This is a genomic window from Kocuria rosea subsp. polaris, from assembly GCF_001483755.1.
Lineage (GTDB): Bacteria > Actinomycetota > Actinomycetes > Actinomycetales > Micrococcaceae > Kocuria > Kocuria cellulosilytica.
This window is the reverse complement of sequence record NZ_LQBK01000022.1, coordinates 111019-134048: the sequence shown is the minus strand read 5'-3', so window position 1 is coordinate 134048 and position 23030 is coordinate 111019. Positions and strand designations below refer to the sequence as shown.

General features: G+C 73.9%; 19 protein-coding genes and 1 riboswitch. Of the genes, 9 read left to right on the top strand and 10 right to left on the bottom strand.

What is annotated here, in order from left to right; all coding sequences use genetic code 11:
* Positions 1-16: 16 nt before the first annotated feature.
* From AVL61_RS10890 to AVL61_RS10875, 4 genes are all read right to left on the bottom strand, one after another.
* A complete protein-coding gene (locus tag AVL61_RS10890) occupies positions 17-544 on the bottom strand; it encodes a hypothetical protein (RefSeq protein WP_058874351.1) in 528 nt (175 codons plus the stop codon).
* A 117-nt stretch (positions 545-661) separates the two neighbouring features.
* A complete protein-coding gene (locus AVL61_RS10885) occupies positions 662-1549 on the bottom strand; it encodes a bifunctional methylenetetrahydrofolate dehydrogenase/methenyltetrahydrofolate cyclohydrolase (RefSeq protein ID WP_058874350.1) in 888 nt (295 codons plus the stop codon).
* 2 nt (positions 1550-1551) lie between these two features.
* Complete coding sequence (glyA, locus tag AVL61_RS10880) at positions 1552-2838, bottom strand: serine hydroxymethyltransferase (RefSeq protein WP_058874349.1); 1287 nt, start codon at positions 2836-2838, stop codon at positions 1552-1554.
* Between the two features lie 35 nt (positions 2839-2873).
* The gene (locus AVL61_RS10875) at positions 2874-4100 is read right to left on the bottom strand and encodes a heparan-alpha-glucosaminide N-acetyltransferase domain-containing protein (protein WP_058874348.1); all 1227 of its coding nucleotides are present in this window, start codon (positions 4098-4100) and stop codon (positions 2874-2876) included.
* Between the two features lie 230 nt (positions 4101-4330).
* On the opposite strand from AVL61_RS10875, the gene AVL61_RS10870 reads away from it, so the two are divergent.
* The 4 genes from AVL61_RS10870 (at position 4331) to AVL61_RS10855 (ending at position 10730) form a co-directional block, all read left to right on the top strand.
* Positions 4331-5077 (top strand): response regulator transcription factor, encoded by a 747-nt coding sequence (locus AVL61_RS10870; protein WP_269433313.1) that lies wholly within the window; start codon positions 4331-4333, stop codon positions 5075-5077.
* A gap of 10 nt (positions 5078-5087) precedes the next feature.
* A complete protein-coding gene (locus AVL61_RS10865) occupies positions 5088-6641 on the top strand; it encodes a sensor histidine kinase (protein WP_058874347.1) in 1554 nt (517 codons plus the stop codon).
* 193 nt (positions 6642-6834) lie between these two features.
* Positions 6835-10158 (top strand): beta-phosphoglucomutase family hydrolase, encoded by a 3324-nt coding sequence (locus AVL61_RS10860; protein WP_058874346.1) that lies wholly within the window; start codon positions 6835-6837, stop codon positions 10156-10158.
* Between the two features lie 35 nt (positions 10159-10193).
* On the top strand, positions 10194-10730 hold the full coding sequence (locus AVL61_RS10855; protein ID WP_058874345.1) for a gamma carbonic anhydrase family protein: 537 nt from the start codon (positions 10194-10196) through the stop codon (positions 10728-10730).
* 82 nt (positions 10731-10812) lie between these two features.
* On the opposite strand, the gene AVL61_RS10850 is transcribed toward AVL61_RS10855, so the two are convergent.
* Entirely contained in the window at positions 10813-11394 is a 582-nt protein-coding gene (locus AVL61_RS10850; RefSeq protein WP_231738383.1) for a TetR/AcrR family transcriptional regulator, read from the bottom strand.
* Between the two features lie 160 nt (positions 11395-11554).
* On the opposite strand from AVL61_RS10850, the gene AVL61_RS10845 reads away from it, so the two are divergent.
* The 3 genes from AVL61_RS10845 (at position 11555) to AVL61_RS10835 (ending at position 15779) form a co-directional block, all read left to right on the top strand.
* Complete coding sequence (locus AVL61_RS10845; protein WP_058874343.1) at positions 11555-12649, top strand: Gfo/Idh/MocA family protein; 1095 nt, start codon at positions 11555-11557, stop codon at positions 12647-12649.
* A 163-nt stretch (positions 12650-12812) separates the two neighbouring features.
* Positions 12813-13358 carry an Hsp20/alpha crystallin family protein gene (locus AVL61_RS10840; RefSeq protein WP_408669420.1) on the top strand — a complete coding sequence of 182 codons (546 nt, stop codon included), beginning with the start codon at positions 12813-12815 and terminating at the stop codon, positions 13356-13358.
* A 198-nt stretch (positions 13359-13556) separates the two neighbouring features.
* A complete protein-coding gene (locus AVL61_RS10835) occupies positions 13557-15779 on the top strand; it encodes an NADP-dependent isocitrate dehydrogenase (protein ID WP_058874341.1) in 2223 nt (740 codons plus the stop codon).
* 159 nt (positions 15780-15938) lie between these two features.
* Here AVL61_RS10835 and purH read toward each other — a convergent pair whose 3' ends face one another.
* The 3 genes from purH to AVL61_RS10820 all read right to left on the bottom strand — a co-directional run bounded on the left by purH (position 15939) and on the right by AVL61_RS10820 (position 20277).
* A complete protein-coding gene (gene purH, locus AVL61_RS10830) occupies positions 15939-17549 on the bottom strand; it encodes a bifunctional phosphoribosylaminoimidazolecarboxamide formyltransferase/IMP cyclohydrolase (protein WP_058874340.1) in 1611 nt (536 codons plus the stop codon).
* A gap of 77 nt (positions 17550-17626) precedes the next feature.
* A complete protein-coding gene (gene purN, locus AVL61_RS10825; RefSeq protein ID WP_082697083.1) occupies positions 17627-18208 on the bottom strand; it encodes a phosphoribosylglycinamide formyltransferase in 582 nt (193 codons plus the stop codon).
* A gap of 455 nt (positions 18209-18663) precedes the next feature.
* The gene (locus AVL61_RS10820; protein WP_231738395.1) at positions 18664-20277 is read right to left on the bottom strand and encodes a cell division protein PerM; all 1614 of its coding nucleotides are present in this window, start codon (positions 20275-20277) and stop codon (positions 18664-18666) included.
* Positions 20278-20392: 115 nt separating this feature from the next.
* Between AVL61_RS10820 and AVL61_RS10815 the strand changes: the two genes are divergently transcribed.
* Complete coding sequence (locus tag AVL61_RS10815; RefSeq protein WP_058874339.1) at positions 20393-21562, top strand: glycosyltransferase family 4 protein; 1170 nt, start codon at positions 20393-20395, stop codon at positions 21560-21562.
* 3 nt (positions 21563-21565) lie between these two features.
* Here AVL61_RS10815 and AVL61_RS10810 read toward each other — a convergent pair whose 3' ends face one another.
* Both AVL61_RS10810 and AVL61_RS10805 read right to left on the bottom strand, forming a co-directional pair.
* Positions 21566-21961, bottom strand: coding sequence for a PIN domain-containing protein (locus tag AVL61_RS10810; RefSeq protein ID WP_058874338.1), 396 nt, complete (start codon positions 21959-21961; stop codon positions 21566-21568).
* Between the two features lie 11 nt (positions 21962-21972).
* A complete protein-coding gene (locus tag AVL61_RS10805; RefSeq protein WP_058874337.1) occupies positions 21973-22200 on the bottom strand; it encodes a hypothetical protein in 228 nt (75 codons plus the stop codon).
* 13 nt (positions 22201-22213) lie between these two features.
* A riboswitch (SAM riboswitch) is annotated at positions 22214-22339 on the bottom strand.
* A gap of 393 nt (positions 22340-22732) precedes the next feature.
* Between AVL61_RS10805 and AVL61_RS10800 the strand changes: the two genes are divergently transcribed.
* Positions 22733-23029: a hypothetical protein gene (locus tag AVL61_RS10800; protein ID WP_058874336.1), complete on the top strand. Its 297-nt coding sequence runs from the start codon at positions 22733-22735 to the stop codon at positions 23027-23029.
* The last annotated feature ends 1 nt before the right edge of the window (position 23030 follow it).

Sequence of the window (23030 nt, the reverse complement as noted above, 5' to 3'; positions counted from 1 at the left end):
GCGGGGCGGGCTGCGGTCAGTCGACCACGGTGCCGCTGAGGGGTTCCTGGCGCAGCATGCTCATCCCGTTGCCGGCCGTGATGTCGATCGTGTCGAGGGCGCGGTCCAGGGCCTCGCGCTCGGGGCCCTCGACCGGCAGCGCGGCGAGCTCCTGCTTGATCACCTTGGACTGCACCAGGACGATCTGGAAGCTGTGCGAGAGCTTCTCGTCCCGCATCGAGTCCGCGGCACCGGAGCGGGTGGCGGCGGGGGCACGGCCGGAGCCGCTGCGCAGCTGCTCCCGGGCCTCGTCCACCTGCCGGCGGCCGAACCGGGCGGCCCTGCGGACCATGAGCACCACCCAGGTGGCGAGCATCAGCCAGCCGAGGGCGATGCCGGCCAGCGTCCAGCCCAGCCACGAGTTCGCGTTCGCGGCCTGCAGCAGGGCGACCACGAAGATGACCACGAGCACGGCCAGGCCGAGCGCCGTGCCCCACCGGGCGGCACGGCCGCCGGGCTCGGCGGCCGGGGAGGAGGACGGGGTCGGTGATCCGAGGGAGCGCATGGTCCCATTGTCGCAAATCCCGGCCCGGGCCACGAACCGGCGCGGGCGCCCGCTCGCCCGGTGCCGGGAACGGCCGCGCCCCGGGAGCGGCGGCTCCCGGGGCGCGGTGGGCGGTGCTCAGCGGAGGCCGGCGTGCCGCTCGGCGGTCTCCACGACGTTGAGCAGCAGCATGGCCCGGGTCATGGGCCCGACCCCGCCGGGGTTCGGCGAGATCCAGGAGGCCTTCTGCTCGGCGGCCGGGTCGATGTCCCCGGTGAGCTTCTTCTTCCCGGTCTCGGGGTCCTCCACCCGGGAGACCCCGACGTCGAGGAGCACCACGCCGTCCTTGAGGCGGTCGGCCGTGATCATGTGCGGTCGGCCGGCGGCGGCCACGACGACGTCGGCCTGCGCCAGCAGCTCGTCGAGGTTCTGCGTGCCGGTGTGGGCGAGCGTGACCGTGGCGTTGATCTCCTTGCGGGTGAGCAGCAGCCCGATCGGCCGTCCGACCGTCACGCCGCGGCCCACGACGAGCACGTGCCGGCCCGCGAGCTCGACACCGTTGCGGCGCAGCAGCTCGATCACCCCGTTCGGCGTGCACGGCAGCGGGGAGGTCATCGGCTCGGAGACGTTGAGCACCAGGCGGCCGAGGTTCGTGGGGTGCAGCCCGTCGGCGTCCTTGTCCGGGTCCACGCGCTCGAGGATCGCGTTCGTGTCGATGTGCTCCGGCAGCGGCAGCTGGACGATGTAGCCGGTGCACGCGGGGTCCGCGTTGAGCTCGTCGAGGACGCGCTCGAGCTCCTCCTGGGAGACGTCCGCGGGGAGGTTGCGGCGGATCGAGGAGATGCCGACCTCGGCGCAGTCCTGGTGCTTGCCGCCCACGTAGGAGTGCGAGGCGGGGTCGTCGCCCACCAGCACCGTGCCGAGACCGGGGGTGACCCCCCGCTCCGCGAGCGCGGCGACGCGCTCGGCGAGCTCGGCCTTGATCGCGGCGGAGGCCGCCCGTCCGTCGAGGACCTGCGCGCCCACGCTCACCACTCCTCGAGGCCGTCGTAGAGCGGGAAGTCCGCCGCGAGCCGGTCCACGCGGGCCCGCAGGGCGGGGATGTCCGCCCCGGGCTTGAGGGCGGTCGCGATGATCTCGGCGACCTCCTCGAACTCGGGGGCGCCGAAGCCGCGGGTGGCCAGCGCGGGGGTGCCGATCCGCAGCCCGGAGGTGACCATCGGCGGGCGCGGGTCCCACGGCACGGCGTTGCGGTTGACGGTGATCCCCGCCTGGTGCAGGAGGTCCTCGGCCTGCTTGCCGTCCAGCTCGGAGTGGCGCAGGTCCACGAGGACCAGGTGCACGTCGGTGCCGCCGGTCAGCACGGAGACCCCGGCCGCGGCCACGTCGTCGGCGCCGAGGCGCTCGGCCAGGATGCGCGCGCCCTCGACGGTGCGCTCCTGGCGGGCGCGGAACTCCTCGGTGGCGGCGATCCTGAAGGCCACGGCCTTGCCCGCGATGGCGTGCATGAGCGGTCCGCCCTGCTGGCCCGGGAAGACGGCGGAGTCGATCTTCTTCTTCAGCTCGCCCGTGGTCAGGATCACGCCGGAGCGGGGACCCGCGAGGGTCTTGTGCACGGTGGAGGTCACCACGTGGGCGTGCGGCACGGGGTTCGCGTGCAGGCCCGCGGCCACGAGGCCCGCGAAGTGGGCCATGTCCACCCACAGCTTCGCCCCGACCTCGTCGGCGACCGAGCGGAACGCCTCGAAGTCCAGCTCCCGCGAGTACGCGGACCAGCCGGCCACGATGACCTGCGGGCGCTCGGCGAGGGCCTGCTCCCGCACCTTGTCCATGTCGATGGTGTAGGTCTCGGGATCGACCTCGTAGGCGGCGATCTCGTAGAGCTTGCCGGAGACGTTGAGCTTCATCCCGTGCGTGAGGTGGCCGCCGTGGGCCAGGGAGAGGCCCATCAGCTTGTCGCCGGGGGTCATCAGCGCCTGCATGACCGCCGTGTTGGCCTGGGCCCCGGAGTGGGGCTGGACGTTGGCGTGCTCGGCGCCGAACAGGGCCGTGGCCCGGTCCCGGGCGAGGTTCTCGACGACGTCGACGAACTCGCAGCCGCCGTAGTAGCGGCGCCCGGGATAGCCCTCGGCGTACTTGTTCGTCAGCACCGAGCCCTGGGCCTCGAGGACCGCGCGGGGCGCGAAGTTCTCGGAGGCGATCATCTCGAGGGTGCCGCGCTGGCGGCCGAGCTCGTCGGTGATGGCCGCCGCGATCTCCGGATCGACCTCGGCGAGGGGCTGGTTGGTGACGGACGGGGACGTGCTCGTGGACATGCCGCTCCTGAAGTCGGGGACCGTGGGTGGACCGTCTACGAGTTTAGGCGATGCCGCAGGACCAGGTCCCGCCCGGCGTGCGCGGACCGGCCGACGACCCGCTCGAGGGGTCCCTGCCCCCGGGCCCGGCGCCAGAGGACGGCGAGGACGGTGCCCGTCAGGACGTGCACCAGGAACCACAGCACCGGCCGCTCGTAGTGCAGCTCCAGGAAGAGGCCGAGCAGGTGCGCCGAGTAGAGGGTCAGGGTCATCGAGCCGGCCGCGACCAGCGGCAGCAGCACGTGCTCCGCCCGGCGGGCCACCAGCAGGCACAGGCCCAGCACGAGGGCCCCGGTGCCCACCCCGCTCAGCAGGGCGAGCGGGGTGTTGGTGTGCGGCCCGGTGACGGCCAGCCACCACCAGCTGGAGGAGGGCAGGACGGGGTCCGGCCCGTACACGATGACGTCCTGGACGTCCTCCCGGCCCAGGAATGGGCTCGCGGCGAGCAGGCGCTCCATGCCGCCCAGGGGGTGCAGCAGCAGCCAGGAGGTGACGGCGGCCACCGCCGCGAGCGCGGCCCCGCCGAGCAGCAGGCCGAGCTGGGTGCGCGCGGCCGAGAGGTCCAGCCGTCCCAGCGCCAGGCCCGCCAGGAGATAGACGAGATAGGTGACCCCCGGGTAGGAGCCGGTCACCAGCAGCTGGGCGAGGGTCGTGCCCGGCTCGGCGAGCAGCTCGGCGACGTCGGGGTTGTGCACGGCGAACCCGGGCAGGGCGGGCCCCAGCGCGTGCACCAGGACGGGGCCGAGCACCGCGAGCCCTGCCGCCCAGGCGAGCAGGGCTCGCGCGGACAGGTGCAGGAAGGGCAGGGCGAGGAGGAAGAAGACGCCGTAGTAGACGAGGATGTTGTAGGCGGGCGGGTCGCCCGGCGAGAGCTGGTTGATCAGCAGCCCCAGCACCGTGATGAGCACCGCCCGCACCAGCAGCCCTGCCCGGTCCGCGGTCATCCGGGGCCCCTCGTGCACCCGGGTCCCGCCCGAGCCGAGCGCCAGCCCCACACCGGCGAGCAGGGCGAACAGGGCGGCGGCCCGGCCGGAGAACAGGGTCCACTGGGCGGTGGCCTCGAAGGTCTCCGGGTCCCAGGACGGCAGGATGTGCACGGAGACCATGCCGAGCAGGGCGAGGCCACGGGCGGCGTCGATCCCGGCCAGGCGCCGGCGGGCGCGCGGCGCGGCGGACGGCTCCGCGGACCGGGCCTCCCCGACCGGGTGGTGGGTGTGCAGCATGACGGCGGTTCCCCTCTCGTGGTGCTCCGGCGGGCTCCGGCCCGCCGGGTCCGGGCCCCCGGCCCGTTTCCTGCTTCCACCTCAGCAGACGGGGATGTGGCGCTCTTATCGGCTTCCTGTGCCGCGGCTGTGAAGTGCGTCCGCGAAGGACCCGGCGGCGGGTGCGGCGCTACGCTGAGGTCGGTCCCAGGTCGCCGGTGCCGCCGGCGGGGACCAGGAGGGAGCACGCCGTGACCGAGCCCGTGCAGCGGCCCACCGCCGTGGACCTCCCGCGCCTGCGGCACCCCGACGGCGCACCGGTGCGCGCGCTCGTCGTCGACGACGAGCCGCTGCTGGCGCAGATGGTGTCCATGGGCCTGTCGATGCTGGGCTGGGAGGTGCGCTCCGCCCACGACGGCGACGCCGCGGTGGCCGAGGCCCGCCGCTTCCGGCCCGACGTGCTGGTGCTGGACGTCATGCTCCCGGGCTGCTCGGGGGTGGAGGTGCTCGAGCGGATCCGCTCCTTCTCCCCCACCGTCCCGGCCCTGTTCCTCACCGCGAAGGACAGCACCGAGGACCGCATCACCGGCCTCGCGGCGGGCGGGGACGACTACGTGACGAAGCCGTTCGACATGGAGGAGCTGCTGCTGCGGCTGCACCGCCTGGTGCAGCGTGCGGGCATCGCCCACCCGGACTCCGCCGAACTGGTCGTGGGCGACCTCGTGCTCAACGCGGACACGCGGGAGGTCCGCCGGGGCGGCGCCGAGATCGCGCTGACCGCCACCCAGTTCGACCTGCTGCGCTGCCTCATGGAGAACGCGCGCCGGGTGCTCAGCAAGCCGCAGCTCCTCGAGCTGGTCTGGGGCTATGACTTCGGCGGCCAGACCAACGTCGTGGAGCTCTACATCTCGTACCTGCGCAAGAAGGTCGACGCCGGCCGGCCGCCCATGATCCACACGGTGCGCGGCGCCGGCTACGTCCTCCGACCGGCCGAGTGAGCACCCTCCGATGAGCGCCGGAGGCGCCGGTGCCCGGCCGCGGCTCCGCGGACCCGGCCGGGCGCTGCAGCTGCGCACCAAGCTGCTGCTGACGGTCCTGGCGCTGCTGACCGTCGCCTGCGCCGCGGTGGGCGCCCTGGGCCTCGCCGCGCTCAACGTGTCCCTGGGCGAGCAGCTGGACCGCCAGGTCCGGGACGCCTCCTTCCGCGCGATCGAGTACGGGGTCCGGGCCGCCGCCGGGCCCTCGGAGGAGCTGGAGGCCATGATGGACGTCCCCGCGCAGGGCGCGGGGACCCTCAACGCCCGGATCGTGGACGGCGAGGTGGTCCGCGCCGGGCTCTTCGCCGCCGACGGGACGCGGCAGGAGCTGACCGACGCGGACCGGCGGCGGCTCGGGGAGCTCGTGACGGCGCTCGGCGCGGAGTCGGACGAGGACGGGGGCGAGCAGTGGGGTCCCGTGGACGTGCAGCTGGCCGTGGGCGGCTACCGGGTGCTGGTGGTCGACGACCCGTGGGACTGGGGGCTCGTGCTGACCGGCCTGCCGCTGGCCGACAAGGAGCAGACCCTGCGCAGCTTCGGGGTGAGCACCGCGGCGATCTCGACCGGCGCCATCGCCGCCACGGGGCTGCTCGGCCTCGTCGTCGTCCGGCGCACCCTGCGCCCCGTGGAACGGCTCTCCGACGTGGCGACCCGCGTCTCGGAGCTCGACCTCGACCACGGGGAGGTGGTCCTGCCCGTCGGGGCCGTGGCGCCGGCCGCGCACCCCGACACGGAGGTGGGCCGGCTCGGCCACGCCTTCGGGCGGATGCTGGACAACGTCAGCCACGCCCTGGTCGCCCGCCAGCGCAGCGAGACGCGCGTGCGCCGGTTCGTGGCCGACGCCAGCCACGAGCTGCGCACCCCGCTGGCCAGCATCCGGGGCTACGCGGAGCTCATCCGGCTCACCGAGCCGATGAGCCCGCAGGGCCGCGGCTCCCTGTCCCGGGTGGAGTCCGAGGCGGCGCGGATGACCGCGCTCGTCGAGGACCTGCTGCTGCTCGCGCGCCTGGACGAGGGCCGGGCGGTGGTCACCGAGGACGTCGACCTCCTCGAGCTGGTGATCGAGACGGTCAGCGACCTCCGGGTGGCGGCGCCCGGCCACGTCTGGCGCCTCGAGCTGCCCGACGAGCCCGTGCTCGTGCGGGGCGACCCGGCCCAGCTGCGCCAGGTGCTCATCAACCTGCTCGCCAACGCCCACCAGCACACGCCCGCCGGGACCACCGTCACCGCGTCCCTCACCGTGGAGCCCGACGGCACCGTGGAGCCCGGCGGCGGGCCGCGGACCCGCGGCGAGGCCGTGCTCGCGGTGGCCGACGACGGCCCCGGCGTCGGCGCGGACTTCCTCGAGCACATCTTCGCCCGCTTCGCCCGGGAGGACCACGCCCGGGCCGGGACCTCCCGCGGCACGGGTCTGGGGCTCTCGATCGTGGAGGCCATCGTGCACGCGCACCACGGGCGGATCGACGTCAGCAGCGTCCCGGGCAGCACCCGGTTCACGGTCCGCCTGCCCCGGGCGGACCACTGAGCGGACGCGGCTTGCCCCTGCGGGCCCCGGGCCGTTTAATGAACTGGTCAGGAACCGTCGGCACGGACGGCCGTCACCGCTCCCGTGCCAAACCGCAACGACGCGTCCGGGGTCCGTCGCGTGCCGTGTGCTGGGGTCTCTCCGTGCGGTTCCGGGGGCCACGGGAAACACACCCACTTCCGGAGGAACTCTCGTGAACGCACTGCCCACCGCCCCGTTCACCGCGTCCCTGCCGCGCATCCAGGGCCCGGACGCACCGGCCCAGGCGGTCGACCAGCTGCGCATCCCGCACGAGGCCGTCATCTTCGACATGGACGGGGTGGTCACCGACACCGCCGCCGTGCACGCCGCGGCCTGGAAGACCCTCTTCGACGCGATCCTGGCCGACGACCGGCTCGAGCCGGCCGAGGAGGGCACCACGGTGGACCGGCGGCCCTTCGACGCCGACGCGGACTACCGCCACTACGTGGACGGCAGGCGGCGCGAGGACGGGATCCGCTCCCTGCTCGCCGCCCGCGGCGCACGCCTGCCCGAGGGCGACGAGACGCCGGGGGCGTGGACCGTGCAGGGCCAGGCCGTGCTGAAGAACACCTACTTCCAGGACGCCCTGCAGGTCCAGGGCGTGCGGGTCTTCGACCGGACCGTGGCGCTCATCGAGCGGCTGCGCGGGGCCGGGGTGCCGGTGGGCCTCGTGACCGCGAGCCGCAACAGCGTCCCGGTGCTCGCGGCGGCCGGGCTGCAGGACTCCTTCGACATCATCGTGGACGGCCACTTCGCCGCCGAGCACGGGCTGCCCGGCAAGCCGGCCCCCGACACGTTCCTCACCTGCGCGAAGATGCTCGGCGTGAACCCGGCCCGGTCCGTGGTGGTGGAGGACGCCGTGTCCGGGGTGCAGGCCGCGGCCGCCGGCGGCTTCGGCATGGTCGTGGGCATCCGCCGCCACGGCGAGCGCAACGACCTGTACCGGGCCGGGGCCACGATCGTGCTCAACGACGTCGGGGAGCTCGACCTCGGCGCCCGCCGCGACGACCCCTGGAAGCTGGTCTTCGAGGGCTTCGACCCGACCACCGAGGCCCGGCGGGAGACCCTCCTGACGCTGGCGAACGGCTACATGGGCGTGCGCGGGTCCGCCTGCGAGTTCCCCGACAACGGGGTGCACTACCCCGGCAACTACCTGGCCGGCATCTTCAACCGGGTGGTGAGCCACCTGAGCGGCCGCGACGTCGAGCACGAGTCCATGGTCAACGCCCCCAACTGGACCCATCTGGACCTGCGCGTCTCCGGCGGCGACTGGTGGTCGGAGGGCGGGCTGGTCCCGTCCGACGAGCGGACCGAGCTCGACCTGCGCCGCGGCCTGCTCATCCGCTCCCTGACCCTCACCGACCTCAACGGCGACCGGGGCGAGGACGGCGCCCGCGCCCGGCTGGAGATCGTCCAGCGCCGCCTCGTGTCGCTGCGCTTCCGGCACCTGGGGGCGCAGGAGACCACGGTGACCGCCCGGGGGTTCTCCGGACGGCTGCACCTGCGCACGGGCATCGACCCCAGCGTGCGCAACAACGGGGTCGCGGAGTACCAGGACCTCAACGACCACCACCTCGTGGACCTCGAGTCGACGTCCCTGCCCGACGACCACGAGACCCTGCTCTCCCACGTGCGCACCACCCAGTCCAAGATCGAGATCACCACGGCCCAGCGCACCACCATCGAGGGCGGCCAGAACGTCCGGGAGCGCCGCGAGATCCGCCCGGGCGGCACCGAGTTCCGCCGCCACCAGGTCAACATCGCCGACGGCCGCCCGGTGATCATCGACTCGACCACGGCGGTGGTCACGAGCCGCGACGCGGCGATCGGTTCGCCGCGGGAGGGCGCGCTCGCGGAGCTGGACCGCAACCCCAGCGGCGTCCGGGGCCTGCTGCCCTCGCACGAGATCGAGTGGTCGCTGCTGTGGGACCGCTTCGACGTGGACGTGTGCCCGGACCCGGAGAACAGCACCGGGGAGCTGTGCCTGACCCAGCTGGCGCTGCGGGTGCACCTGTTCCACGTGGCCCAGACGCTGGCCCCGCACATGTCCCTGCGCGACGCCGGCGTCCCCGCCCGCGGTCTGCACGGCGAGGGCTACCGGGGGCACATCTTCTGGGACGAGCTCTACATCCTCCCGGTGGTCAACCTGCACCAGCCGCAGGTGACGCGCGCCCTGCTGTCCTACCGGTGGCGCCGGCTGCCCATGGCGAAGCACCGGGCCACCGAGTTCGGGCTCGAGGGCGCCGCGTTCCCGTGGCAGTCGGGCTCCGACGGCCGGGAGGAGACCCCGCCGGAGCTGTTCAACCACCACTCCAACCGGTGGCTGCCGGACAACTCGTGGCGCCAGTTCCACGTGGGCCTCGCGATCGCCTACAACGCCTGGATCTACTACGAGACCACCGGCGACCTGGACTGGCTGGCCGGCCAGGGCTCGGAGCTGATCATCGGGATCACCCGGCTCTTCGCGTCCCTCACGGACTACGACCCCGCGGACGGCCGCTTCCACATCGCCGGGGTCATGGGCCCGGACGAGTACCACGACGGCCCGCGCGGCCAGCACGGCGGCGGCCTCAAGGACAACGCCTACACGAACGTGCTGGCGGCCTGGCTGTTCCGGCACAGCGCCCACATCTTCCACGACATGGTGGAGCACCAGCGCGAGGAGCTCTCCGCCCGCTTCGACCTCTCGCCCGAGGAGGTCGGGACGTGGCAGCAGATGGCCGAGCGGATGTTCGTGCCGTTCAACGCGGACGGCACCATCAGCCAGTTCCACGGCTACGACGACCTCGACGAGCTGGACTGGGAGTACTACCGGGCCAAGTACCGCAACATCGGCCGCCTCGACCTCCTGCTGGAGAACGAGGGCGACATGACCAACAACTACAAGCTGGCCAAGCAGGCCGACACGATCATGCTGGTCTACCTCTTCGGTCCCGACGGCCTGGTCGAGGAGCTCGGCCGGATGGGCTACGACGTGGACCACGCCGCGATCGAGCGCACCGTCGACTTCTACATCGCGCGCTCCTCCCACGGCTCCTCGCTCTCCCGGGTGGTCAACGCCTCGGTGCTCGCGTGGCTGCACCCGGACCGTTCGTGGTCGTCCTTCCAGGACGCCCTGCTGGTGGACCTCGACGACACCCAGGGCGGGACCACGGGCGAGGGCATCCACCTGGGCGCCATGGCCGGCTCGGTCGACGTCGTGACCCGCGCCTACGCGGGGCTGCGCGTGCGGGGCGGGTGGCTCGAGTTCGACCCGGCCCTGCCGAGCCAGCTGCAGTCGGTGACGTTCACGGTGCTGTACCGCGGGCAGGTGATCCGGGTCTGCATCGACCACCACGTCCTGGAGCTCGAGGGCTCCTCCCGCCGCGCGGACGACGTCACGATCCACGTGCACGGCGCGGAGTACGTGCTCAAGGGCGGCCAGAAGATCCGGGTGGCCCTCCAGCACGGGCACCAGCGCTCCGCGCGCCCGGCGGTCACCCGGCAGGACGCCTGAGCCGCGGGCCGCTGCTCCGCCGCTAGGCTGGGCGCATGGCACACTCCACGACGCCCGGCCTGGTCCTCCCGCACGGCGGGCACGAGCCCCGGATCGACCCGTCCGCCTTCGTGGCCCCGACCGCCACGGTCGTGGGCGACGTCGAGCTGGGCCCCGGGTCCGGGACCTTCTACGGCGCCGTGGTGCGCGGGGACCGCTCCCCCGTCCGGCTGGGGGCGCGCTCGAACCTGCAGGACAACGTGGTGGTCCACTCCGACCCCGGCCACGCCTGCACGATCGGCGCGGACGTGAGCGTCGGCCACGGCGCCGTGGTGCACGGCTGCACCGTGGAGGACGAGGTCCTGGTCGGGATGAACGCGACCGTCCTCAACGGCGCCGTGATCGGCACGGGCTCCCTGGTCGCCGCGGGCGCCGTCGTCCTAGAGGGCACCGTGGTGCCGCCGCGCTCACTGGTGGCCGGGGTGCCGGCCAAGGTCCGGCGCGAGCTCACGCAGGAGGAGCAGGAGAAGGTCCGGGCCAACGCGCGGACCTACGTGCAGCTCTCCGCCGAGCACCGCCGGCTCAACGCCTGACGCGGCTCAACGCCTGACCCGGCTCCATGCCTGACCCGGCTCCGCGCCGCACCGGGCCGTGGTTCCTGGACACGGCACCCGGTCACTGCGCCGCGAGGGTGCGCGCGTAGTCGAGGTACGCGCCGTGGTCGAAGCCGGGCAGCAGGCAGGACTGCACCACCCAGCCCTGCAGCACCGAGAGGATGGCCTGGGCGAACATCCCGGCCCACTCCCGGGCCGCGCCGGGGTCGAGCCCCAGCTCCTCGGCCGCCCACCGCCCGTATCGCTCCTCGACGCGGTCCCGCACACGTCCCAGGTGCTCCCCGGCCAGCGCGGCCAGACCCGGGTCGGTCACGGCGCCGCCCCACGTGATGAGCAGCAGGCGGGTGGTGGCCGGGTCCGCGGCCAGCCGCTCCAGCAGCCCCACGACCCACGCGGCGGGGTCGGTGCGGGGCTCGTCCTCCGCGGCCGCGAGGACCCGGTCCAGGGCGGCGCGGGCGGCCGCCGCCACGAGCTCCTGCTTGCTCGGGAAGTGGTTGTACAGTGCTCCCGCGGACAGCCCCGTGGCGGCGATGATGCGGTGCATCGACGCCCCCTCGAAGCCGTGCTCGAGGAAGCACTCGCTGGCGGCGGCCACGATCTCGCGGCGGCGTTCGTCCTTGTACTGCTGGCTCACCCGGGGCACGGGGCCAGTCTAGGCGACGAACGGTCGTTCGATCGGCGCGGCCGGGGAGGGCGGGCCGCGGCCCGGAGCGGGCGGCCTCGAACGGGCGGCCAGGTGCGACGGCGCCGGGCGGGCAGCGCTCAGCGGGTGGCGCCGGGGAACGGCGTGGCAGAATGCGCCCATGCCCGCTCAGACCCTCAGCCCGTTCGTCGCCGCCTCCCTCGACGCCGCCCACCTCGACGACCCCGGCACCGCGACGGGCCGCACGCTCGGATGGGGCGTGGTCAGCACCGGCGGCATCGCGGAGAAGGTGGTCGCGGACATCGCCGCGCTGCCCGACGCCCGGCTGGTGGCCGTGAGCTCGCGGGACCAGCACCGCGCGGAGGACTTCGCCCGCCGGCACGGGGTGGAGCGCGCCTACGGCAGCACCGCCCCCGCCACGGGCCTGGACCGCCTGGCGGCCGACCCGGACGTGGAGATCGTCTACGTGGCCACCCCGCACGGCTACCACCACCGGGACGTCTCGGCGCTGCTGCGGGCCGGCAAGCACGTGGTGTGCGAGAAGGCCCTCGCCATGACCGCGGCGGAGGTCCGGGACCTGTTCCGCCTGGCCCGCGAGCACGGCGTCTTCCTCATGGAGGCCGTCTGGACCCGCATGACCCCCGGCTTCCGCACCGCGATGCGCTGGGTCCGGGAGGGCCGGCTCGGCCGGGTGCGCTCGGTCGAGGGGTCCATCGGCATGCACCGCCCCCTCGACCCGGCCCACCGGCTGTTCCGCCGGGCCGACGGCGGAGGCGTGCTGCTGGACATGATGGTCTATCCGCTGACCTGGACCTCCGCCGTGCTCGGCGCCCCGGAGCGCTGGAGCGCCCGCGCGGAGCTCGGCGCCACCGACGTGGACGTGGACACCGCCCTGACCCTGGACTACGGCCACGGCCGGGCCCACGTGAGCGGCACCCTGTCCAGCACGGTCCCGCACCAGGTGACGCTCAGCGGCACGGAGGGCTGGCTGCGCGTGGACGGCCGGATCAACTGCCCCACCACCCTGGTGCTGCAGACCGCCGCCGGCGCCCGCGGCGGCGCCGACCCCGCGGTGGAGCGCGTGGCCGTGCCGGGCGCGGGCTACGTCTTCGAGATGCGGGAGGCCACCCGCTGCGTGCAGCAGGGCCTGCTCGAGTCCCCCGTGATGCCGTGGGCCGACTCCCTCGAGCTCGTGGAGCTCTTCGACCGGGTGCGGGAGCGGATCGGCGTGCGGTACCCCCACGACACCCGCTGAGCCGACACCCGCTGACACGACGCACCCGCGCACGGCGCCCGCCGACGGGCGGTTCGCCGTGGGCGATCCGAGCCCGGACCTGTTGAAGAGCTCCCAGGGCGGCACTATCATGGTCAACAGTTGAGTTGATCCGACTCAACTAAATGTCGAAGACATTGCTCACATGGTTGAGGAGATGATTGACGTGGCCACGATGTTCACCCCGTTCAACGATTTCGACCGGCTCGCCGCCTCGCTGTTCGCCCGGCAGGGCCTGCGCGAGATGCCCATGGACCTGTACCGGGACGGCGACCAGTACATCCTGCGGGCTGACCTGCCGGGGATCGACCCCGACAGCGTCGACGTCGACGTCGACGGCCAGCTGCTGACCATCCGGGCGGAGCGGAAGCTGCCCGAGGTCCAGGACGTCCAGTGGATCACCCGGGAGCGGCAGAGCTCCTCGTTCGTGCGCCAGCTCAACCTGGGCCAGGGCATCGACATCCAGGGCATCGCCGCGAACTACGACAACGGCGTGCTCACGGTGACGATCCCCGTCTCCGCGCAGGCCAAGCCGCGCAAGATCCAGGTGGTCTCCGGCCAGGGCGAGCAGGTCTCCGGCCAGGGCGAGCAGCAGGCCCTGGGAGAGAGCCGGGACGGCTCCGGCGACCGCGTGATCGGCGAGGGCGAGCTCGTCAACGGCGAACGCTCCACGCAGTCCACCGAGGGCTGAGCCCGGCCCGGCCGGCAGCCGCCCCGCACCGGCCGGGACGCCACGGCCCGGGCCCGTTCCCCCGCGGGGAACGGGCCCGCCGTCGTGCCCGGAGCCCCCGCACTCCCCGGGCGGCCAGCGGGCGGGGCGCCGCCTCGGGTATCTTGGCACCAGGAAGCACCACCCCGATCCGACGACATCCTGGGAGACAGCCCGCACATGGCCAAGATCATCTACACCCGCACCGACGAGGCGCCCCTGCTCGCCACCTACTCGTTCAAGCCGATCATCGAGGCCTACGCCTCGACCGCCGGCGTCGAGGTGGAGACCCGCGACATCTCCCTGGCCGGTCGCATCCTCGCCGCCTTCAACGACCGCCTGCCCGAGGACCAGCGGGTGGCCGACGCCCTCGCCGAGCTCGGCGAGCTGGCCAAGAAGCCCGAGGCCAACATCATCAAGCTCCCCAACATCTCCGCCTCCGTCCCGCAGCTGAAGGCCGCCGTCAAGGAGCTGCAGCAGCAGGGCGTGGACCTCCCGGACTACCCGGACGAGCCGCGCACCGAGGAGGAGCAGGAGGTCCGGGCCCGATACGACAAGATCAAGGGCTCGGCCGTCAACCCGGTGCTGCGCGAGGGCAACTCGGACCGCCGCGCCCCCTCCTCGGTGAAGAACTACGTCCGCAAGAACCCGCACCGGATGGGCGAGTGGACGGCGGAGTCGAGGACGAACGTCGCCACCATGGGCGCCGACGACTTCCGGGACAACGAGAAGTCCGTGGTCATGGAGGACGACGACACCCTGACGATCCGGCTGGTCGGCGAGGACGGCGGCACCACGGTGCTCAAGGAGTCCGTCCCCGTGCTGGCCGGCGAGGTCGTCGACGGCACCGTGATGCGGGCCGAGGCCCTGGACGCGTTCCTCGCGGAGCAGGTCGAGCGCGCCAAGCGGGAGGACGTCCTGTTCTCGGTGCACCTCAAGGCCACCATGATGAAGGTCTCCGACCCCATCATCTTCGGCCACGTGATCGAGGCCTTCTTCCCGGAGGTCTTCGCCACCCACGGCGCCGCCCTCGAGGAGGCCGGCCTGAGCTCCGACAACGGTCTCGCCGCGATCCTCGACGGCCTCGACGCCCTGCCGGCCGACGTGCGCGACGACGTGCGGGCCGGGATCGACAAGGGCCTCGCCGAGGGCCCGAAGCTCGCCATGGTGAACTCCGACAAGGGCATCACGAACCTGCACGTGCCCTCCGACATCATCGTCGACGCGTCGATGCCGGCCATGATCCGCACCTCCGGGCACATGTGGGGCCCCGAGGGCGAGGAGGCCGACACCCTCGCGGTGCTGCCGGACAGCTCCTACGCCGGGGTCTACCAGGTGGTCATCGACGACTGCCGCGCCAACGGCGCGTTCGACCCCACCACGATGGGCTCGGTGCCGAACGTGGGCCTCATGGCGATGAAGGCGGAGGAGTACGGCTCCCACGACAAGACCTTCGAGATCCCCGCGAAGGGCACCGTCCAGGTCGTCGACTCCTCCGGCGCCGTGCTCGTCGAGCACGAGGTCTCCCCCGGCGACATCTGGCGCGCGTGCCAGACGAAGGACGTCGCCATCCGGGACTGGGTCAAGCTCGCCGTGACCCGCGCCCGGGCCTCCTCGACGCCGGCCGTGTTCTGGCTGGACCGCACCCGCGCCCACGACACCAACCTCATCGCCAAGGTCGAGGAGTACCTGGCCGAGCACGACACCGAGGGCCTGCAGATCGAGATCATGTCCCCCGAGGAGGCCACCGCCTTCTCGATCGAGCGGATCCGCCGCGGCGAGGACACCATCTCGGTCACCGGCAACGTGCTGCGCGACTACCTGACCGACCTGTTCCCGATCCTGGAGCTGGGCACCTCCGCGAAGATGCTCTCGGTGGTCCCCCTCATCAACGGCGGCGGGCTGTTCGAGACGGGCGCCGGCGGGTCCGCGCCGAAGCACGTCCAGCAGCTGGTCGAGGAGAACCACCTGCGCTGGGACAGCCTCGGCGAGTTCCTCGCCCTGGCCGCGAGCCTCGACCACCTGGCGTCGACGGCGGACAACGCCCGCGCGCGCATCCTCGGCGAGACCCTGGACCGGGCCACGGGCACGTTCCTGGAGGAGAACAAGTCCCCGAGCCGGAAGGCCGGCGAGATCGACAACCGCGGCAGCCACTTCTACCTCGCCCTGTACTGGGCCCAGGAGCTGGCGCGCCAGGACGAGGACACCGAGCTGGCCCAGGCCTTCGCCTCCGTGGCGGAGCAGCTGGCCGAGAACGAGGACGCCATCAACGAGGAGCTGCTCTCCGTGCAGGGCCGGCCCGCCGACATCGGCGGCTACTACCGCCCGGACGACGCCAAGACGTTCTCGGTGATGCGCCCCTCGGAGACCTTCAACCGGGTCCTCTCCTCGCTGAGCGCATGAGCTGACCCCGGGAGCTGAACGCGCCCACCGGCGCGGGCAGCACGCACGGCGACGGCCGCACTCCCCGCGGGGAGTGCGGCCGTCGCCGTGCGTGCTGCGTCCCACCGCTGTGCCGGGCGGCCGTCGGACGGCGCCGGGCTGCGGCGGTGGGGCGTCGGATCAGTGGAAGAAGTGCCGCGCTCCCGTGAAGTACATCGTCACGCCGGCGGCCTCGGCCGCGGCCACGACCTCCTCGTCCCGGATGGACCCGCCGGGCTGGACCACGGCGCGCACCCCGGCGTCCAGGAGCACCTGCAGACCGTCCGCGAACGGGAAGAACGCGTCCGAGGCCGCCACGGCCCCGCGGGCGCGCTCGGCGCCGTCCTCGCCGAGGGCGTTGGCGCGCTCCACGGAGAGCCTGCAGGAGTCCACGCGGTTGACCTGTCCCATGCCGATGCCCACGGAGGCGCCGTGGTCGGCGAGCAGGATCGCGTTGGACTTCACCGCCCGCAGGGCCTTCCAGGCGAAGGCGAGGTCGGCGAGCGTCCCCTCGTCCGCCGGCGTCCCCGCGGCCAGCGTCCAGCCGGCCGGGTCGTCGCCCTCGGCGTCGAGCCGGTCGGCGACCTGCAGCAGCGCGCCGCCGGAGACCTGCCGGTACTCGAGGACGTCCCGCTCGAAGCCCTCGGGCAGCTCCAGCAGGCGGATGTTCTTCTTGGCCTGCAGGATCTCGAGGGCCGCGGGCTCGAACCCGGGGGCCACGACGACCTCGGTGAAGATGTCGCGCACGGTCTCGGCCATGGCCCGGGTCACGGTCCGGTTGGCGGCGATCACGCCGCCGTACGCGGAGAGCGGGTCGCACGCGTGGGCCTTGCGGTGGGCGTCGGTGATCGGGTCCTCGGCGCCGGGGGTGGCCACGGCGAGCCCGCACGGGTTGTTGTGCTTGACGACGGCCACGGCCGGCTCGTCGAAGTCGTAGGCGGCGCGCAGCGCGGCGTCGGCGTCCACGTAGTTGTTGTAGGACATCTCCTTGCCGTGCAGCTGGTCGGCCTGGGCGATGCCGGGCGCCGCGGCCTCGTCCACGTAGAGCGCCCCCTTCTGGTGGGGGTTCTCGCCGTAGCGCAGCGAGGCGGAGCGCTGCAGGGCCAGGCCGGCGTAGGGCGGCCAGAAGTTGGCGTCCTCGTCCTGCTCGAACTGCTGGGCTGTCCAGGTCGCCACCGCGGTGTCGTAGGCGGCGGTGTGCGCGAACGCCGCGGCGGCCAGCCGCCGCCGCGCCCGCAGGTCGAAGCCGCCCGAGGCCGCGGCCTCGACGACCGCGTCGTAGGAGGACGGGTCGACCACCACGGACACGGCCGCGTGGTTCTTGGCGGCGGCCCGGACCATGGAAGGACCGCCGATGTCGATCTGCTCGACGACCTCGTCCTGGCCCGCGCCGGAGCGCACCGTGTCCGCGAACGGGTAGAGGTTCACGACCACGAGGTCGAACGGCTCGATCTCCAGCTCCGCGAGCTGGTCCATGTGGTCCTGCTTGCGGCGGTCCGCGAGGATGCCGGCGTGCACCCGCGGGTGCAGGGTCTTGACCCGGCCCTCCAGGCACTCCTGGAACCCGGTGACGTCCGCGACCTCCGTGACCGGCACGCCCAGTGCGGCGATCCGCCGTGCGGTCGAGCCGGTGGAGACGATCGCGACGCCGGCCCGGTGCAGGCCCGTGGCGAGGCCCTCCAGCCCGGTCTTGTCGTAGACGGACACCAGCGCCCTCTTGATGGGTACACGGTCAAGCTGGGTGGGGCTCACAGGTTCTCCAAGCGTTCGAGGTCGTGGTTGCCGGCGGGATCCGCCGGGACCATTTTACGGACCCGTGCCGGGCCCGCTCACCGGGCGTCGTGCAGGGCGCCCCGCCGGGCCGTCTCGCCGAGCGTGCGCACCAGCAGCTCGCGCTCGGCGGCCTTGATCCGCTCGTGCAGCTGCGCCTCGGTGTCCCCGTCCGCCACGGGCACCGCCGCCTGCGCCAGGATCGGACCGGCGTCGACGTCGGCGACGACCTCGTGGACGGTGACACCGGTGACCTTCACCCCGTGCGCGAGGGCGTCCCGCACCGCGTGCGCGCCCGGGAAGGACGGCAGCAGGGACGGGTGGGTGTTGATGATCCGCCCCGCGAACGCCTCGACGAACTCGGCGTCCACGATCCGCATGAACCCCGCGAAGAGGACCCGGTCGGGCTCCCGGGCGGCCACCGCCGCCTGCAGGGCGCGGTTCCACCGCGTCCGGTCCGGGTGGTCGCCGGGCCGGACCAGGAAGGTCTCCACCCCGGCCTGCCGGGCCCGTTCCAGGCCGGTGCAGGGCCGGTCCGCGCCCACGGCGGCGATCTCGACGTCGATCCGGCCCTCCCGGACGGCGTCGAGGACCGCCTGCAGATTGGTGCCGGAGCCGGAGACCATGACCACGATGCGCATGCCGTCGAGTCTAGTGGCGCGGGCGGGGACCGGTGCCCGGGGTGCCCTAGAGTGAAAGGCATGACCCCTCCCCGCCCGAGTCCCGAGGCAGCCCCTGCGGACGCACGACGCGCCGCCGCGACCCGCACGGCAGGAGGTGCGCTGGTGTGCGCGGCGGTGGCCCTGGTGCTCGTCGGCTCCGGGCTGTGGCCGACCGTGGCGGGGGTTGTGCTCGCGGCCGCCGGGATCGGGCTGGGCGTCGCGGCCCTCGTGCGCTCCCGCGGGACGGACCGGCGCCGGCTGCTGGTGGTGAGCGCGGTCGCCGCGATCGTGCTGGGCTCGCTGAGCCTGCTCACCGGCGGGGCGCGCCTGGCGCTGTGGCCCCTGGCCGAGGCCTACCAGGAGTGCGTCGCCGGCACCCTCACCCTCTCCGGGGAGGCGCAGTGCCAGCAGGAGCTCGAGGACGGGATCTGGAGCTATCTCTCCGGCGACCGGGGCGCGCCGGCGTCGGACGACGCGGCGGGCGCCTCGACGGCGTCGACCGCGTCCACGTCGAACGCCTCCGCGGGACCGGACCCCGCCCCGGCCCGCCCCTGAGCCGCCCACGGCACCGTGCCGGCGCGCTCCGCCCCGGCCCGGTCCCGGTCGGCCCCCGGCGCGGTCCGCGGGCCCCGCGGGCCCGCCGAGCGCATCGCGCGCCGGGCCGCGGCCTCCTCCCGGTGCCGCCGCCGCGCCTCGCGCCGGCCGGCGGGCGTCCGGTCCTCCCCGTCCTCCTCGTCGCGGGGCGGGGCGAACGGCGGCTCGTGCTCGAGCCACGGTCCCAGGACGTAGCCGACCGCCGTCCCGACGGCCACCTCGGCGCCGAACAGCAGCAGGACGGCGGGACCGTCGGGCCCCACGTCCGTGAGCCGGCCGAGCCCCAGCGAGCCGTGCGCCAGCCAGCTCAGCAGCATCACCAGCACGCCCGCGACCGCGCCCACGAGCACCCCGGTCAGCAGCGTCGAGACCGGGTACGTGATCCAGCGGGCGGGCAGCCGCAGCGCCATCCAGTCGTCCAGGTGGTTTTCGCCCTCGCGCAGGAACCACCAGCCGGCGAGGACGCCGGCCAGGATCGGCAGCGCGACCACTCCCAGCGCGCCGGCCGGGAGCTCCTCTGGTGGCAGCGCGGCGAGCGCCGGGAGCAGCGGCACGGGTCCGGGGTCGGTGCCCAGCGGGGAGGCGTGGGTGCCGGAGCCGAGGTCGAAGCCCGCGCCCGTGGCCCAGGCCAGGGCGTAGACCGCGAGATTGGGCAGGTAGCCGAGCTGCAGCCCGGTCAGCGCGGTGTCCCCGGGCACGCCGGTGCCGAGCCGCTGGTAGACGCCCACCACGTCGTTCCAGTTCCAGAACAGGGCGGCGGCGAGCAGGGCCGCCCCGGCGCCGACCCCGGCGACGGCCGCGACGAAGCCGGCGCGCAGCACCGCCCAGACGTAGGACCCGGCCCAGCGGGAGTACTGGCTCGTGCGCTCCACCCACGCGGCGGCGTTGACGCCGATCAGCCCCGGCAGGGACCGGGAGGCCCGGTACGCGCCCACGAACCCGCCCAGGGCCACGGGCACGAGCGGGAAGACGGCCGCCGCGGCCGGGCTCGCCGAGACCTGCTCCCCGGTGAACAGCAGCGCCGCCGCGGCGCCGAGCGCGGAGTAGGCGGCGAGGCCGCTGAGGTACGGCTGCCAGAACTGGCCCTCCCAGCAGGCCCGCGCCAGCCGCCGCCCGGCGTGCCAGGCGAGCGCGAACGGGACGACGGTCAGCCCCAGGGGGACGAGGTTGAGCGTCCCGGTGGTCGCGGGCAGTCCCGCGCCCGGGTCCAGGGCCACCTGGAGGGGCGTGAGGTGGGCGAGCAGCCACACGTGGCCCGAGAGCACGATCCCCCCGGTCAGTCCGAGGGTGTCGAAGCCGTCGGCGAGCCACACCATGAGGACGGTCAGCAGGACGAGCAGGTAGGACACCACGGCCACGGAGCCGAGTTCCAGCACGCCCTGCAGCCACAGCGGCATCGGCACGCCCCTGCGGTCGGGGCGTGCGGCGGGGGAAGAGGAGCCATGGGAGTTCATCACCGACCATCTTCCCACGCCCGCGCGGCGCCCCGGCAGAGGCTTCACGAGGCCTTCACCGGCGGGCCACGCGCCGCTTCCCGTCCGGCCGCGCGGCCCGGGCAGGCTCGGGCCCATGAGAGTCGCCGTGGTCGCCGAGCAGTTCCTCCCCCACTTGAACGGAGTCACCCACTCGGTGCTGCGGGTCCTCGAGCAGCTGGTCGCCGGAGGGCACGACGTCGCCGTCGTGGCACCCTCCTACGGCCCCGCTCCGCTCGGGCGCCCCGCCGAGGACGTCGTCGAGGACCTGGACGGGGTGCCGGTGCACCGGCTGCCCGCCGTGCCGCTCACGGGCTATCCGGCGGTGCGCGTGGCCGGGGGGACCGTGGCGCGGGTGCGCCGGCAGCTCGAGCGCTTCCGGCCGGACGTGGTCCACGTGGCCTCCCCGTTCGTGCTGGGCCGCCGGGCGATCCTGGCGGCCCGGCAGCTCGGGGTGCCGTGCGTGGCGGTCTACCAGACGGACGTGCCCGGCTACGCGGCCAAGTACGGGGCCCCGTTCCTCGAGCAGCTCCTGTGGGGGCACGTGCGCTCCATGCACAACCTCGCGACGCTCACGCTCGCGCCGTCCACCTCGGCCGTCCGTCAGCTCACCGAGCACGGCGTCCGGGACGTGCACCTGTGGCGGCGCGGGGTGGACACCACCCGCTTCAGCCCCCGGCACCGGGACGAGCAGTGGCGGGAGGAGGTCGGCGACGGCCGGCGGATCGTCGGCTACGTGGGCCGGATCGCCCCAGAGAAGCAGGTCGAGGACCTCGCCGCGGTCGCGGACCTGCCCGGCACGCGTCTCGTGGTCGTGGGCTCGGGCCCGGAGGAGGACGTCCTGCGCCGCCGGCTCCCGCAGGCCCACTTCACCGGGCGGCGCAGCGGCGCGGAGCTCGCCCGCATCATGGCGTCCTTCGACGTGTTCGTCCATCCCGGCGAGTTCGAGACGTTCTGCCAGACGATCCAGGAGGCCATGGCCTCCGGGGTGCCGGTGGTCGCGACCGGCCGGGGCGGGCCCCTCGACCTCGTGGACCGGTCCCGCACCGGCTGGCTCTATCCCCCGGGCGACCTCGGAGCGCTGCGGGGGCACGTGGCCGACCTCCTGGGCGACGAGGCGAAGCGGGCCGCGTTCGGCGCCGCCGCGCACGCGGCGGTCCAGGGCCGGACGTGGGACGTGCTGGTCGGGCAGCTGCTCGAGCACTACGAGCGCGCCCTGGAGCTCTCGGTGCCGGAGCGCGGCCCGCGCCGCCGCCGGGCCGCCTGAGGGCTACCGCGAGGACTGCCGCGGGGCGGGGGACGCGTCCAGGACGGACGTCCCGGTGCCGGCGTACCGCCCGGGCTCCGCGGTCAGCACGGTCAGCCCGTGCACCAGGGCCGTGGCCGCGGTGAGGCCGGCGAGCGGGTCGGCCGTCGCCCGTGCCGCCAGCGCGCCCCACGCCCGGGCCACGGCGGCGTCCACCGGCAGCACCCGGCCCGGGAAGCGCAGCTCGAGCTGCTCCGCCCACAGCGTCTCGTCGGGCCGCTCGGCGAGCAGCTCGCCGAGCACCGTGGCCGGCACGAACAGCCGCCGGTGACCCTGCCGGCGCAGGACCCCGGCCAGCTCGGGGCAGCGCTCCGGGGTGCGCACCCCGAGCAGCACGGAACGGTCCAGGAGCAGGTCCACGGCGCCCGTCCTCAGGCGGCGGCGAGCTCCCCGCGGGCCGGGGCCAGCAGGAAGTCCACGAACTCGGTGCGGGCCTGCACCGCACGGGCGTAGTCCTCGACGCTCATGGCGGAGGCGCTGATGGCCGGGACGCCGGCGGGCTCGCCCGGGGACGGGTCCCGTCCGGCCGGGACACCCGGGGAGGAGCCGGGCGGCGCGCCCGTGCGGACGGCGGGGACGGGGGTGCGGGGGTCGGACATGACCGGGATCCTTCGTGCGCTCTTGCTCGCACCGGGTGCCGCCGTGGCGGCGACGCGAGCCGCTTCGTCATCCGAACCACCCGTGAACATGGGGTTGGTGCCCGGTCAAGTCGGAGCTTGCCGACCGGGTCTCTTGAAGCTGAGTCCATTGAACCACATCGCCCGGCGGCGCCAGGGTCGCCCCCCCTGTGCGCGGTTCTTCCCCGGGACGTCACCGTTCCGACATCTCGGCGACACATCGCTGCGCTGGAATGGTCGCGGAACACCGGCGACGGCGCCGGCGACGAGCTCGAGCATTACGTTTCAGTGACACGACTCACGACGCGCTTGTCGAGGTGTCGGAGCTCCGGGGTAGCCTGGATCTGCTTCTCGAGATGCGGCGTCCGCGTGCTCGGCCGGAGATCACACGATCCCCGGCGAACCCGCGGAGGGGCTCCGACCCGCTGCGCGCCAACCCGATGTTCCCGGGTGGATCGGATGACGAAGCGGCGGGCAACGCCATCGGATGCCTGCAAGAACGTCAGGAGAAAACATGACCATGTCCGAAGAAAGATCAGCCATCACCACCGACCAGCGCGAGGAGTGGATCGACGTGACCGTCACCGCCCTCCCCGATCTGCACCTCGTCCGGCTCACGTCGACGGACGGGGACGTGCAGGAGTACCTGAGCCCTGAGGCCGACGACCTCGCCGCCGCGGCGGAGCACACGGAGGGAACCGCGCAATGGTGCGCCAAGTACCGCCAGCTCCTCGTTCCCGGAGCCCTCGCGACGACCGGACGGCACCCGTTCTTCAAGCTCCACCCCTCGACCCTCCCGCTGTCGGCGTAGC

Excerpts from the sequence above, each read along its gene's own strand:
- AVL61_RS10875 (WP_058874348.1), bottom strand. The coding sequence starts at position 4,100 with ATGCTGCACACCCACCACCCGGTCGGGGAGGCCCGGTCCGCGGAGCCG.
- AVL61_RS10845 (WP_058874343.1), top strand. The coding sequence starts at position 11,555 with ATGCCCGCTCAGACCCTCAGCCCGTTCGTCGCCGCCTCCCTCGACGCC.
- AVL61_RS10835 (WP_058874341.1), top strand. The coding sequence starts at position 13,557 with ATGGCCAAGATCATCTACACCCGCACCGACGAGGCGCCCCTGCTCGCC.
- AVL61_RS10890 (WP_058874351.1), bottom strand. The coding sequence starts at position 544 with ATGCGCTCCCTCGGATCACCGACCCCGTCCTCCTCCCCGGCCGCCGAG.
- AVL61_RS10840 (WP_408669420.1), top strand. The coding sequence starts at position 12,813 with ATGGTTGAGGAGATGATTGACGTGGCCACGATGTTCACCCCGTTCAAC.
- AVL61_RS10805 (WP_058874337.1), bottom strand. The coding sequence starts at position 22,200 with ATGTCCGACCCCCGCACCCCCGTCCCCGCCGTCCGCACGGGCGCGCCG.
- AVL61_RS10800 (WP_058874336.1), top strand. The coding sequence starts at position 22,733 with ATGACCATGTCCGAAGAAAGATCAGCCATCACCACCGACCAGCGCGAG.
- AVL61_RS10865 (WP_058874347.1), top strand. The coding sequence starts at position 5,088 with ATGAGCGCCGGAGGCGCCGGTGCCCGGCCGCGGCTCCGCGGACCCGGC.
- purN (WP_082697083.1), bottom strand. The coding sequence starts at position 18,208 with ATGCGCATCGTGGTCATGGTCTCCGGCTCCGGCACCAATCTGCAGGCG.
- glyA (WP_058874349.1), bottom strand. The coding sequence starts at position 2,838 with ATGTCCACGAGCACGTCCCCGTCCGTCACCAACCAGCCCCTCGCCGAG.
- AVL61_RS10815 (WP_058874339.1), top strand. The coding sequence starts at position 20,393 with ATGAGAGTCGCCGTGGTCGCCGAGCAGTTCCTCCCCCACTTGAACGGA.
- AVL61_RS10855 (WP_058874345.1), top strand. The coding sequence starts at position 10,194 with ATGGCACACTCCACGACGCCCGGCCTGGTCCTCCCGCACGGCGGGCAC.
- AVL61_RS10820 (WP_231738395.1), bottom strand. The coding sequence starts at position 20,277 with ATGAACTCCCATGGCTCCTCTTCCCCCGCCGCACGCCCCGACCGCAGG.